General features: G+C 69.6%; 9 protein-coding genes. 2 read left to right on the top strand and 7 right to left on the bottom strand.

Annotated elements, in window-relative coordinates; genetic code table 11:
- Window positions 1-55 precede the first annotated feature (55 nt).
- The gene (gene rhaS / locus BQ2383_RS15045) at window positions 56-1,099 is read left to right on the top strand and encodes a rhamnose ABC transporter substrate-binding protein (RefSeq protein WP_091035684.1); all 1,044 of its coding nucleotides are present in this window, start codon (window positions 56-58) and stop codon (window positions 1,097-1,099) included.
- A gap of 219 nt (window positions 1,100-1,318) precedes the next feature.
- On the opposite strand, the gene BQ2383_RS15040 is transcribed toward rhaS, so the two are convergent.
- The 6 genes from BQ2383_RS15040 to BQ2383_RS15015 all read right to left on the bottom strand — a co-directional run bounded on the left by BQ2383_RS15040 (window position 1,319) and on the right by BQ2383_RS15015 (window position 8,765).
- Window positions 1,319-2,716: a rhamnulokinase gene (locus BQ2383_RS15040; RefSeq protein ID WP_091035682.1), complete on the bottom strand. Its 1,398-nt coding sequence runs from the start codon at window positions 2,714-2,716 to the stop codon at window positions 1,319-1,321.
- Between the two features lie 106 nt (window positions 2,717-2,822).
- Window positions 2,823-4,859 carry a bifunctional aldolase/short-chain dehydrogenase gene (locus tag BQ2383_RS15035; protein ID WP_091035679.1) on the bottom strand — a complete coding sequence of 679 codons (2,037 nt, stop codon included), beginning with the start codon at window positions 4,857-4,859 and terminating at the stop codon, window positions 2,823-2,825.
- A gap of 94 nt (window positions 4,860-4,953) precedes the next feature.
- Window positions 4,954-5,715: a DeoR/GlpR family DNA-binding transcription regulator gene (locus tag BQ2383_RS15030; protein WP_091035676.1), complete on the bottom strand. Its 762-nt coding sequence runs from the start codon at window positions 5,713-5,715 to the stop codon at window positions 4,954-4,956.
- 34 nt (window positions 5,716-5,749) lie between these two features.
- Window positions 5,750-7,159, bottom strand: a complete 1,410-nt coding sequence (locus BQ2383_RS15025; RefSeq protein WP_091035674.1) for a hypothetical protein — start codon at window positions 7,157-7,159, stop codon at window positions 5,750-5,752.
- Between the two features lie 44 nt (window positions 7,160-7,203).
- Window positions 7,204-8,370, bottom strand: coding sequence for an L-rhamnose isomerase (gene rhaI / locus BQ2383_RS15020; protein WP_091035671.1), 1,167 nt, complete (start codon window positions 8,368-8,370; stop codon window positions 7,204-7,206).
- The gene (locus BQ2383_RS15015) at window positions 8,367-8,765 is read right to left on the bottom strand and encodes an L-rhamnose mutarotase (protein WP_091035669.1); all 399 of its coding nucleotides are present in this window, start codon (window positions 8,763-8,765) and stop codon (window positions 8,367-8,369) included. The genes rhaI and BQ2383_RS15015 overlap by 4 nt, the downstream gene beginning before the upstream one ends.
- A 143-nt stretch (window positions 8,766-8,908) precedes the next feature.
- Here BQ2383_RS15015 and BQ2383_RS15010 point away from each other — a divergent pair, with 143 nt between their 5' ends.
- A complete protein-coding gene (locus BQ2383_RS15010) occupies window positions 8,909-9,916 on the top strand; it encodes a LacI family DNA-binding transcriptional regulator (protein ID WP_208617676.1) in 1,008 nt (335 codons plus the stop codon).
- A gap of 21 nt (window positions 9,917-9,937) precedes the next feature.
- Here BQ2383_RS15010 and BQ2383_RS15005 read toward each other — a convergent pair whose 3' ends face one another.
- The gene (locus BQ2383_RS15005; RefSeq protein WP_091035923.1) at window positions 9,938-12,532 is read right to left on the bottom strand and encodes an alpha-L-rhamnosidase; all 2,595 of its coding nucleotides are present in this window, start codon (window positions 12,530-12,532) and stop codon (window positions 9,938-9,940) included.
- Window positions 12,533-12,536 lie beyond the last annotated feature (4 nt).

The following is a 12,536-nucleotide window of genomic DNA, read 5'->3' as shown; positions in this document are numbered from 1 at the left end:
GGCAGCCTCTCGTCGTCGGCATCCGCCCACGGCGATCATCACGAAAGGAAGAACAATGACGTTTGCACGCAAGAGGGTCTCGGCGTTCGCCGCCGTGGCCGTCGCCGCAGCGCTCGTGCTGACCGGCTGCGCCGACACCGGCAGCGGGTCGGGCGACGCAGGCTCCGGCGAGGGCGGCGGATCCGACAACCTGTCGATCACGTTCCTGCCCAAGAACCTCGGAAACCCGTACTTCGACACCTCCAGCGAGGGTGGCAAGAAGGCCGTCGAGGAGTTCGGCGGCACGTTTGCCGAGGTCGGCCCGGCCGAGGCCACGCCCGACGCCCAGGTGAGCTACATCAACACCGCCACGCAGCAGGCGGTCGGCGCGCTCGTCGTCTCGGCGAACGACCCGAAGGCCATCTGTGACGCGCTCAACGAGGCACGGGACGCCGGAGTGAAGGTCGTCACCTTCGACTCCGACACCAACCCCGAGTGCCGCGACCTGTTCATCAACCAGGCCGACTCCGAGGGAATCGCCAAGGTGCAGATCGATCAGATCGCCGAGCAGATCGGCGGAGCGGGCGAGATCGCCGTGCTGTCGGCATCGGCCAACGCCACGAACCAGAACGCCTGGATCGAGCTGATGAAGGAGTACGTCGCGAGCGACTACCCCGACATCACGATCGTCGAGACCGTCTACGGCGACGACGAAGACCAGACGTCGTTCGACAAGACGGCGGCCCTGCTGCAGAGCCACCCCGAGCTGAAGGGCATCGTCTCGCCGACCACGGTCGGTATCGCGGCAGCGGCGCGCTACCTCTCCACGTCGGACTACAAGGGCAAGGTCGCGCTGACCGGGCTCGGCACGCCGAACCAGATGCGCGAGTACGTGGAGGATGGCACCGTCACCTCGTTCGCGCTGTGGAACCCGGCCGACCTCGGCTACCTATCGGCCTTCGCGGCCAAGGCACTGGTCGAGGGCGACATCACCGGCAAGGAGGGCGACACCTTCGAGGCCGGTGACCTCGGCGAGTACGAGGTCGGCGCCGACGGCGTGGTCCTGCTGGGAGACCCGTTCGTGTTCAACGCGGACAACATCGGCGACTTCGACTTCTGAGTCGCCTCGCGAGAGGGCGTCGGGGCTTCGGCTCCGGCGCCCTCTTCACGTGCGGCTCGGGTCCTCTTCGCGTACGCCCCGGGGTCTCTTCGCGTACGCCTCGGCGTCGGGCGGACTTCTCGGCGATGGGCGGAGGTCAGCCCCGCGATCGTCCGCCCGACGGCGAGAACTCCGCCCGAGGCGTGGACCCCGCGGAGCGCGAGCGCGGGTCGGCGCGGGTCAGCGCGGGTCGAAGCGCGTCGGAGCGTGCGTCGCGGCGACCACGGCGCGCAGCTCCTCGAGCGACGCGGGTGCGGCGCCGAGGGCCCGGGCCTGGACGAGCACGTTGCCGAGAGCCGTCGCCTCGACCGGACCCGCGAGCACCGGCAACCCCGTGCGGTCGGCCGTGGCCTGGCACAGGAGTCGGTTGAGCGATCCGCCGCCCACGAGATGGATGCTGTCGAGTTCGCGGCCCGAGAGGTCCGCGGCCGTCTGCACGGCGTCCGCGAAGGCCGCGGCGATCGACTCCACGATCGAACGGGTGAACGCCGGTCGTGAGCTCGGGGCATGGTCGCCGAGGACTGCCGCGATCCGCCCTGGCATGTCGCCGGGCGCACTCAACGACGAGTCGTTCGCATCGAACACCGGCACCTCGTCGGCGACCTCGGATGCCGCGGCGAGCAGCTCCGGCAGATCGATGCGTGAACCGTCTTCGGCCTCCCAGGCGCGCACGGTCTCGCTGAGGAGCCAGAGCCCCGTGACGTTGTGCAGGAACCGATAGCGACCGTCCACGCCGAGTTCGTGGGTGAAGTTCGCGGTGCGAGCGGCATCCGTCAGCACCGGCTCCGTGAGCTCCACGCCGACCAGGCCCCACGTTCCGCAGGAGATGTACGCGGAGTGCGGTGTCGACAGGGGAGCGGCGACGACGGCCGATGCGGTGTCGTGCGAGCCGACCGCGATCACGGGCAGGTCGATGCCGATGGTCGCCACGAGCTCGGGCCGAAGGCGGCCGATGGTCGTGCCGGGATCGACGAGCGGCGGCAGGATGCGCGACGGGATGCCGAGGCGACCGGCCAGCTCGTCGTCCCAGTCGCCGGATTCGACGCCCAGCAGACCGGTGGTCGAGGCGTTCGTGCGCTCGGCCACCGCGACACCGGTGAGCAGGAAGGCGATGAGGTCGGGGATCAGGAGCGCAGTATCGGCGTCGGCGAGGCGTTCGTCGACGCGGTACTGGTACAGCGTGTTGAAGGGCAGGAATTGCAGGCCGTTGCGCTGATACAGCTCGGCGAACGGCGCGATCGCGTGCACTTCGTCGACGCCACGCGCAGAGCGCCCATCGCGGTAGTGGAACGGCTCTGCGAGCAGCTCGCCGTCTTTCAGCAGACCGTAGTCGACGGCCCACGAGTCGATGCCGATGCTCTCGATGCGCGGCTCACGGCGCACGGCCTCGGCGAGTCCCGCCACGACGTGCTCGTACAGGGCGCCGAAGTTCCAGTGCAGTCCGTCTGCGCGCTCGACCGGTCCGTTCGGGAACCGCGACACGAGCTCGAGGTCGAGTTTCCCGTCGCCGATCCGCCCGATCATCACGCGCCCGCTGGTCGCGCCGAGGTCGACCGCCGCGACCGCGCGGACGCTCATCGGGGTTCTCCGTTCGTCGAGTGCACGGCATCCGCCCGAGTGCACGGCCGGTCGACGTGAACAACGCGTGCACTCGGCGCGAAGCCGTGCACTCGACGGACGGGAGTCATCGCAGGAACGCCGCGGCGACGCCGGAGTCGACGGGGATGTGCAAGCCCGTGGTGCGGCTGAGCTCGGGGCCCGTCAGGACGTAGACCGCGTCGGCGACGTTCTCGGGGACGACCTCGCGCTTGAGGATCGTGCGGTTGGCGTAGTACTGGCCGAGGTCCTCTTCCGCGACACCGTAGGTCGCTGCGCGGTTCGCGCCCCAGCCCGAGGCGAAGATGCCGGAGCCGCGCACGACGCCGTCGGGGTTGATGCCGTTCACGCGGATGCCGAACTCGCCGAGCTCGACCGCGAGCAGGCGCACCTGGTGGGCCTGGTCGGCCTTGGTCGCGGAGTAGGCGATGTTGTTCGGACCGGCGAAGACCGAGTTCTTCGACGAGATGTAGATGATGTCGCCGCCGAGCTTCTGATCGATGAGCACGCGCGCGGCGGCCTTCGACACGAGGAACGAGCCCTTGGCCATGACGTCGTGCTGCAGATCCCAGTCCTTCTCGGTGGTTTCCAGCAGCGGCTTCGAGAGCGAGAGCCCGGCGTTGTTCACGACGAGGTCGACGCCGCCGAATGCGAGCACCGCCTCGTTCAGCGCGGCCTGCACGGCATCGGCATCCGCGACGTTCGCGGCGACGCCGATCGCGACATCCGTGTTCCCGAGTTCCGCGGCGGCGGCCTGGGCCTTCTCGAGGTCGAGGTCGGCGATCACGACGCAGGCGCCCTCGGCGGCGAGACGGGTGGCGATGGCCTTGCCGATGCCGGAGGCGGCGCCGGTGACGAACGCGATGCGGCCCTGGTGTGTCTTCGGCTTCGGCAGGCGCTGCAGCTTGGCCTCTTCCAGTGCCCAGTACTCGATGCGGAACTTCTCGGCATCCGAGATCGGCGCGTAGGTCGACAGCGCCTCGGCGCCGCGCATCACGTTGATCGCGTTGACGTAGAACTCGCCGGCGACCCGGGCGGTCTGCTTGTTGGCGCCGTACGAGAACATGCCCACGCCGGGGATCAGAACGATGAGCGGATCGGCTCCGCGGATCGCGGGCGACTCGGCGGTGGCGTGCGCGTCGTAGTAGGCCTGGTAGTCGGCGCGGTACTGCTCGTGCAGCTCGTGCAGACGGGCGATCTGCTCCTCGGCGGAGGCCGTGGCCGGCAGGTCGAGGATCAGCGGCTTGACCTTGGTGCGCAGGAAGTGATCGGGGCAGCTGGTGCCGAGAGCGGCGAGTTCGGGCGCCTTCTCGGATGCCAGGAAGTCGAGGACCACGTCGGCGTCGGTGAAGTGTCCGACCATCGGCTTGTCGGTCGATGCGATGCCGCGGACGGTGCCGGCGAGGGCCGCTGCGCGCTCGCGGCGCTCGGTCGCGGCCAGAGCCTCGAAACCGGAGCGGACGCCGCCGAACGGCTGAGCCTTGCCGTGCTCGGCGATGTATGCGGCCGCGGTGTCGATGATCCACAGCGAGTTGGCCTCGGCCTCTTCCGAGGTGTCGCCCCAGGCCGTGATGCCGTGGCCGCCGAGGATGGTGCCGATCGCCTGCGGGTTCTGCTTCTTGATCGCGGCGATGTCGAGTCCGAGCTGGAAGCCGGGGCGACGCCACGGAACCCACACGACCTTGTCGCCGAAGATGGTCGCGGTCAGCGCCTCTCCGTCGGTGGCCGTCGCGATCGCGATGCCGGAGTCGGGGTGCAGGTGGTCGACGTGCGCGGCGTCGACGAGCCCGTGCATCGCGGTGTCGATCGAGGGGGCGGCGCCGCCCTTGCCGTGCAGGCAGTAGTCGAACGCGGCGACCATCTCGTCTTCCCGGTCGATGCCGGGGTACACGTCGACCAGAGCGCGCATGCGGTCGAGGCGCAGCACAGCGAGGCCGCTCTCCTTCAGGGTGCCGAGGTCGCCACCCGAGCCCTTCACCCACATGAGCTCGACGGGCTGCCCCGTCACGGGGTCGGTCTCGGTGCCCTTGGCGGAGGTGTTCCCGCCGGCGTAGTTCGTGTTCTTGGGGTCGGCGCCGAGGCGGTTCGACCGAGCGATCAGGGCGGCGGCAGTGGGGTTCGTCATGACTCTCCAAGACAGGGGCGATGCACACGACCATGTGCACTCATGCTGTTACTTCTTGTGAAAGATAACATGAAACCACGTCAGTGCGAAGTGGTCAGAGGATGTCGGCGGTCTGCCGGAAGGCGTTGAGGCGCTCGTCTCCCGGGTCGAGTTCCGTGATGAGCACCGAGATCTCCTCGCGTTCCAGTGTGCGGGCGACGGAACGGCGCTCGAGCTTGCTGGAGTCGAGGCACACCACCGTGGTGCCGGCGTTCGCGGCCATCGCCTGCTTCAACTCCGCCTCGTCGACCGACACCTCCGAGGTGCCGTCGGTGCTGTCGAGTGCATCTGCCGACGAGAAGAAGATGTCGAAGTACACCGATCGCATGCTCCGGCGCGCGATCGGTCCGACGAGGCTGCCCGTGGTCGGCTCGGCGGTCCCGCCGGAGATCACCGCCGTCACGCCGTCGAGTGGTTGCAGGAGCTGGAACGACTCGAACGAGTTCGTGTACGCCGTGAGTCCGGCTCTCGGGCCGACGATCGAGGCGAGCATGTTGACCGTCGAGGAGGCGTCGAGCGCGATGCTGCCCTGAGCGGGAACGAGCCGGAGCGCCTTCTCGGCGATCGCCCGCTTCGCGCTCGCGCGGATGGCCCGCCGCGCATCGAACGGGCGAGCTCGCGGAGCCGCGGTCGCCCCGCCGCGCACGCGCCGCACGCGCCCCTCGGCCTCCAGCTCGAGGAGGTCGCGCCGGATCGTCATCGACGACACGGAGAAGAGCTCGGCAGCGGCCTCGATCATGACGCCCTGAGGGCTGTTCGCGAGTTCGACGAGTTCGTCTCGGCGGCGCTGCGCCTCGAGATTGCCGGAAAGAGCCATGGGAGGAATCTATCCGGTGCGCGCGAGGCCGACGCTATCGGGTGCGACGTCGACGAGCCGCGACGGACAGGTGGATCAGTGCAGCTCCGAGCGCCACCGCGAGCATGCCGGACAGGAGCGCCGGAAGGGGCTCGGACCCGCTGTCCGCCAGGACGGGGCCGCCCGTCGGCGAAGGATCGGGCGTGGCCGGTGCGGCGGCGAAGCCCACCGATGTCGCTGCGGGCGCGAGCAGCCCGGTGAGTTCGTATGCGACCGGATCGAGGACGTACTCGCCCCCGGACGACACGAGGTCCAGCGCGAGCGAGCACGAGACGTCCGTCGGTCCGAGGCTGCCGCGACCGACGATGCTCGCCGACGTCACGTCGAGCGCGCCGTTCGGGCAATCCGTCTCGATGGCGGGGTCGTCCGCGGGAACGAGACCAGCGGGCAGGGCGAGGTCGAAGCTCCATTCCGGTTTCGCCCCGCTGGGCACGATGGGCGATCCTGCGAGATGCGTATTGGTGACGGTGAGCAGCAGGCGGGCCGGCTGGTCGGCGGCGTAGGCGTCGCCGCTCGGGGGCGCCGCGATCACCGCATCGAGCTGCGGAGTCGTGTCGATGAGGGCGAGGTTGTCGAAGGCGTTGTCATCGCCACCGCCTCCACCCAGGGTGTTGAGCAGCGCCACCTCCATGCTCGTCGACCGCGCCAGCAGCGAGGTGAGTCCGCTGAAGGTCCCCACGTTGTTCCCGTTGATCTGATGGACGGGCAGATCGCACGCGGCGATCGGGCCGGGAAAGGCGTCGACCGGAGCGGACGCGCCGTCGTCCAGGCTCAGTGCCAGGTTGACGGGGTTCGTGGTCCAGCAGTTCGCCTGGGCCACATCGATGGTCGCCGTGTAGTAGTGCCCGACGGTCACCGGCACCACGGTCGCGGCCATCACTCCGGCCGGCGAGTCGCCCTGCGTGTAGGAACTCACCGCGTGGTTCGCTCCGGGTTCGGGGCGGGGCACTGCGGGATACGGGTACTCCGGATCGGATGCCCACGCACCCAGCGTCTCGGCGAGACCGCGCGACTGGTTCCACCCGCTCTGCTGGCAGTCCGCCGCCTGGGAGGCCGTGGGAAGGGTCGAGACGTCATCACCGGCGACGATGAGCCCGTTGCAGAATTGGCCGTTCCAGGCCGGGTCGGCCCGGTACAGCTCCCCGTTGCGGCCGACGTATCCCGGCACCGGCGGGGCGATGCCGTCGTCATAGTCCGCGATCGTCTGCACGAACTCCGGTGTCGCCGGAGGCACGGGGCCCTCGAAGCCCTCATACAGCACTACGGTCGGCGCTCCCATGACTCCCGGCGACCCCGGTGCGGCAGTGGCAGTCGAGGCGCCCGACGCGATGATCACGCCGAGCGCCGCGGTCGCTCCCAGGAAGGGGAGCGACCGACGGGCGCGTGACCTGCGAAGGGCCGGCATGCTCCGAAGATACGCCGTGCATTCCCCGCTGTCGACGGGTGTGGTCAGGCGCCCCAGCCGGCCTGCACGCCGCCGACGCGGTCGGCGGCGATCTTCTGCTGGTAGCCGGACGCAGCGTAGGCGGCCATCGGGTCGGCGGCCAGACCGCGCGACTCGCGCCACTCGGCCAGGGCCGGGCGCACGTCGGTGTAGAACGCATCCATGAAGACGGCGTTCGCGGCGAGCACGTCGCCCGACTTCTGCGCGGCGGTGAGCGCATCGTGGTCGACGAGCAGCGCGCGGGCGGTCATCTCCTGCACATTGAGCACGGAGCGGATCTGGCCGGGGATCTTGTCCTCGACGTTGTGGCACTGGTCGAGCATGAATGCCACATCGGGGTTGTTGAGGCCGCCACCGCGGATGACCTCGAACAGGATGCGGAACAGCTGGAACGGATCGGCCGCGCCGACGATCAGGTCGTCGTCGGCGTAGAAGCGCGAGTTGAAGTCGAACGAGCCGAGCTTGCCGAGGCGCAGCAGCTGCATCACGATGAACTCGATGTTCGTCCCGGGCGCGTGGTGACCCGTGTCGAGGCAGACCATGGCCTTGTCGCCGAGGGCGCTGACCTGCGCGTAGGACGTGCCCCAGTCGGGAACATCGGTGTGGTAGAAAGCCGGCTCGAAGAACTTGTACTCGAGCACCAGGCGCTGGTCTTCGCCGAGACGCGCATAGATCTTCTGCAGCGACTCCTGCAGGCGGTCCTGCCGGCCGCGGAGGTCAGCCTGGCCCGGGTAGTTCGAGCCCTCGGCCAGCCAGATCTTGAGGTCGCGGCTGCCGGTGGCGTCCATCACGTCGATGCAGGCGAGGTGGTGGTCGATGGCCTTCTGGCGGACGCCTGCGTCTTCGTGCGTGAGGGCGCCGAACTTGTACTCGTCGTCCTGGAAGGTGTTGGAGTTGATGGTGCCGAGCGTGACGCCCAGGTCTTCGGCGTGCTTACGCAGATCGTCGTACGAGTCGACGAGGTCCCACGGGATGTGCAGCGCGACCGAGGGGGCGAGGGCGGTGTACTTCTGTACCTGCGCCGCATCGGCGATCTTCTCGAACGGATCCCGCGGGGTGCCGGGGGTGCCGAACACCTTGAACCGGGTGCCCGAGTTGCCGAACGCCCAGCTGGGCAGTTCGATGCCCTGCTTCTCGAGGGTTGCGAGGTGGTCGGGGGAGAGGATGCTCACGATGCACTGCTTTCTGAGTCGGTGGCGGGGGTGGAGTCGTCGTCGGATGCTGCGTGCCCGCCGGCGGTGGCGAGCTGGTCTTCGAGGTGGAACACCTCGGTGAGTGCGGTGGCGGCCTGGTCGGGCCGACCGTCGAGGCCCTGGAAGAACCGGCTCATCTCGGCCTCCCAGCGCGCGGCGACCGGAGAGGCGGCGAGGTACGCCTGGGCGGCGGCATCGTCATCGGTTTCGTAGTAGCCGATGAGGGTGCCGTGACAGCCGAGGAACAGTGTGTAGTTGCGGCGCCCGGCGGCGGCGATCTCGGCCAGCATCTCCGGCCACACCGGAGAATGCCGAGCGAGGTACTCGTCGAGCAGCTCGGCACGGATCTGCAGCTGGAAGGCGACGCGCGTCATGGGGCTCCTCTGCCGTGGTGACGGGAAGGTCTGAATCGTTTCAATACTCATGCTACGCAGGGCTCCGGCTGCCCGTCAAGCCGGAGCCTCGACGATCGATTGCCGTACACTGCGGACAGCATCCGAAGCGACGAGGAGCAGCAGTGGCAGTGAGTGTGCGCGACGTCGCAGCGGCGGCAGGTGTGTCCGTCGGAACGGTGTCGAACGTCCTGAACCAACCGGACAAAGTCGCGGCGACGACGGTCGAGCGGGTGCAGGCGGTGATCGCCGAGCTCGGTTTCGTGCGCAACGATGCAGCCCGCCAGCTGCGCGCCGGTCGCAGCCGCAGCATCGGGCTGATCGTGCCGGACGCGGGCAACCCGTTCTTCGCCGACGTCGCCCGTGGCGCCGAAGCGCGCGCCGACGACGACGCCCTCGCCGTACTGCTCGGCAACAGCGACGAGAACCCCTCGCGGGAGGACAGCTACCTCGACCTCTTCCGCGAGCAGCGGGTGAACGGTGTGCTGATAACCCCCGCATCCGAAGACAGCGACAAGCTGCTGCGCGTGCAGGCGTCGGGCATCCCGGTGGTCTTGGTCGACCGTGAGGTGCCGGGGTCGGCGTTCTGCTCGGTGTCGGTCGACGACGTCGAGGGGGGATTCCTCGCTGCCCGGCATCTCCTGCAGATCGGACGGCGTCGTCTCGCTTTCGTGGGTGGCCCCGAGGGGATCACCCAGGTCGCCCAGCGCCTCGAAGGCGCTCGCCGAGCGGTCGCCGAGGTCTCCGATGCGACGCTCGAGGTGATCCGGATGCCGGCGCTCACGGTGCTGCACGGACGCGCTGCCGGCGAGGAGATCGCCGCGCGTGCCGTGGGAGAGCGTCCGGATGCGGTCTTCGCGGCGAATGACCTGCTCGCGGTGGGGATGCTGCAGGCGCTGACCCTCTTGCGCACGATCCGGGTGCCGGAGGACATCGCGCTGGTCGGCTACGACGACATCGACTTCGCGACCGCCGCCGTCGTGCCGTTGACGTCGGTGCGCCAGCCCGCCCAGCTCATCGGACGCACCGCGGTCGAGCTGCTGCTGCGGTCGATCAGTGATCCCGACGGCGAGTATGAGCGCCGGGTGCGGTTCCGCCCCGAGCTGGTCGTGCGGCAGTCGACTGACGGCTGACCTTCGGCTCACGGCCGGCAGTCACCCCGACAACGGCACCGAGCGCGTATGGGAGCCGTGCCCGAGTTCCTCGACGTCCGAGCCCAGAAGGTCGAGCTCGGCGGTCGCACCGACGGGCACGACGAGGTCGACCTGAAGTTCGTCCTGCTCGACGCGCCACGAGATCGACGCCTTGCCGTACGGGGTGAGCTGTGTCGCCGACGCATGGGTCAGCCCGCCCCCTGGCAGGGGCGCGAACCAGATGCGTCGGTAGCCGGGCTCGGCGGGGGCGAGCCCGGCGACACTGCGGTGCAGCCAGTCGGCGACCGCTCCCAGCGCGTAGTGGTTGAACGAGGTCATGGTCCCGGGGTTGACCGAACCGTCCGGAAGCAGTGCATCCCACCGCTCCCAGATCGTCGTCGCGCCGTGCACGACCTGATACAGCCATGACGGGCAGTCCTTCTCGAGCAGCAGGTCGTATGCGGTATCGACGTGGCCGGTGAGGGTGAGGGCGTCGCACACGAGGGGAGTGCCCACGAAGCCCGTCGCGATGCGGTTGCCGTCGGCATGGACGAGTTCGGCGAGACGATCACCCGCTTTCGCGCGCTGGGCAGGGTCAGGGAGCAGGTCGAACGCGATGGCGAGCGCGTAGGCGGTCTGCGCATCCGAGGGCATCGTGCCGTCGGGCTTCACGTATGCGGCACGGAAGGCTGCTGCGACCTCCGCGGCGAGAGCGGCGTACCGGTCCGCATCCGCTGAGCGGTCGAGCACGCGAGCCATGTCGGCGACGGCGCGCGCCGATCGCGCGAAGTAGGCGGTCGCGACCAGATAGCGGTCGGTTCGCCCATTGCCCGGGTCCTGCGGAGGAGCTGCGGGGTCGAGCCAATCGCCCAACTGGAAGCCCTCGTTCCACAGCCGGTCGGGGCCGGCGACCGATTCGATCTTGTCGACCCATCGCCGGGCGCTCTCGAACTGGGCAGCCAGAACACCGACGTCGCCGAAGCGCTGGAAGAGAGTCCAGGGCAGCAGGGTCGCGACGTCACCCCACGCGGCGCCGGGCCGGATCGGATCCCACACCTTGTGGGTCGGGATGACGGGGACGAACCAGGGGACCGTCCCGTCGGGCAGCTGGTCCGCCTCCACGTCGCGCAGCCAGCCGGAGAGCATTCCCGAGACGTTGAACAGCGTCGACGCGGTCGGGCCGAACACCTGGATATCGCCCGTCCACCCGACGCGCTCGTCGCGCTGCGGACAGTCGGTCGGGATGTCGACGAAGTTGCCCCGCATGCCCCAGACGACGTTGCGGTGCAGCTGCTCGACCAGCGGGTCCGAGCAGGCGAACCAGCCGGTGCGCTCGAGGTCGGTGTGCAGCACGCGCGCGGTGAGCGCGCCGGCGGCGGCGTCCGCATCGAGGTCGCCCGGCCATCCGTCGACCTCGACGTAGCGGAAGCCGTGGAACGTGAACCGCGGCTCCCACTCCTCGCCGTCGGGGCGCCCGGTCAGCGTGTAGTGGTCGGTGGCTCGGGCGCTGCGCAGGGGACGCGTGTAGATCTCGCCTTCCTGCAGCACCTCGGCCGTGCGGAGTGTGACGGTCGAGCCCCGTGGTCCCGTGACGCGGATGCGCACCCGTCCGACCAGGTTCTGACCGAAGTCGAGGATGCGCGCGCCTCGCGGTGAGGTGAGCACGGCGATGGGCGCGACGTCTTCGGTCACTCGGACGGGCGGTCCGGTCGGCACCACGAGGGTGCGCGGGTCGCGAGCGCGCACGGTGACCGGCATCCAGCCGCTGTCGTCGAATGCGGCGGTCGACCAGCCCGGCACCTCCTGCCGCCCGTCGTGGTCCTCCCCGTCGTAGATGCCGGAACGGAGGATCGGGGAGGGCGCGCCCTTCCAGGTGTCGTCCGTCGCGAGGGTCTGACGTGTTCCGTCGGTGTAGGTGATCTCCAGCTGGCCGAGGAACGACAGGTCCCCGCCGAAGATGTTGCGGCGACCGCCCCGCCAACCGAGTCGACCTCGGTACCAGCCGTCGCCGAGCCAGGCTCCGAGCGCGTTCTCGCCGTCGCGCAGCAGGTCCGTCACGTCGTACGTGTAGTAGCGGAGTCGCTCGCGATAGACCGTCCAGCCCGGTGAGAGGGTGTCGGAGCCGACGCGGATGCCGTTGATCTCGGCGTCGTAGAGGCCGTGCGCGGTGGCGTACAGCCGCGCGCGGGCGATCTCGCCGTCGATGAGGAATCCCCGCCGCACGAGAGTCGCCCGACGGGCATCGCTCTCCGGGTTCTCGTCGAGCTCCAGCCCGACCGGCCTCGCGGACCAGTCCTCCGGGTGCAGCAGGCCCGTCTCCAGCCACGTCTCCGGGCTCGGGTCAGACCAGTTGCCATCGGCACCCTGCACCGCGACGCGCACGGCGACGCGATCCCGAGAATCGAGCGCGCGGCTCGGCCAGGGCACCAGCACCTGCTCGGCGGAGGCGACCTCGACGGTTTCCTCTCCCGCGGGGCCGACCACGGTGATCGCGTACGCCTGCTGGCTCCAAGCCCGGGGAGCGTCGCTGAGCGTCCAGCTCAGTCGCGGGCGGGATTCGCCGGTGCCGAGTGGCTCCCGGTGGTGTTCGATGCGCGGCGCGGAGACGGTCGTCATGGTG

The organism is Microbacterium oxydans (assembly GCF_900095745.1).
GTDB classification, from domain to species: domain Bacteria; phylum Actinomycetota; class Actinomycetes; order Actinomycetales; family Microbacteriaceae; genus Microbacterium; species Microbacterium oxydans_B.
The sequence above is the reverse complement of the archived record's forward strand: the minus strand, read 5'-3'. Positions and strand labels throughout refer to the sequence as shown.

Bases quoted from the DNA above. Each gene is read 5' to 3' on its own strand.
- rhaS (WP_091035684.1), top strand. From the start codon at position 56: ATGACGTTTGCACGCAAGAGGGTCTCGGCGTTCGCCGCCGTGGCCGTC.
- BQ2383_RS15040 (WP_091035682.1), bottom strand. From the start codon at position 2,716: ATGAGCGTCCGCGCGGTCGCGGCGGTCGACCTCGGCGCGACCAGCGGG.
- BQ2383_RS15035 (WP_091035679.1), bottom strand. From the start codon at position 4,859: ATGACGAACCCCACTGCCGCCGCCCTGATCGCTCGGTCGAACCGCCTC.
- BQ2383_RS15030 (WP_091035676.1), bottom strand. From the start codon at position 5,715: ATGGCTCTTTCCGGCAATCTCGAGGCGCAGCGCCGCCGAGACGAACTC.
- BQ2383_RS15025 (WP_091035674.1), bottom strand. From the start codon at position 7,159: ATGCCGGCCCTTCGCAGGTCACGCGCCCGTCGGTCGCTCCCCTTCCTG.
- BQ2383_RS15015 (WP_091035669.1), bottom strand. From the start codon at position 8,765: ATGACGCGCGTCGCCTTCCAGCTGCAGATCCGTGCCGAGCTGCTCGAC.
- BQ2383_RS15005 (WP_091035923.1), bottom strand. From the start codon at position 12,532: ATGACGACCGTCTCCGCGCCGCGCATCGAACACCACCGGGAGCCACTC.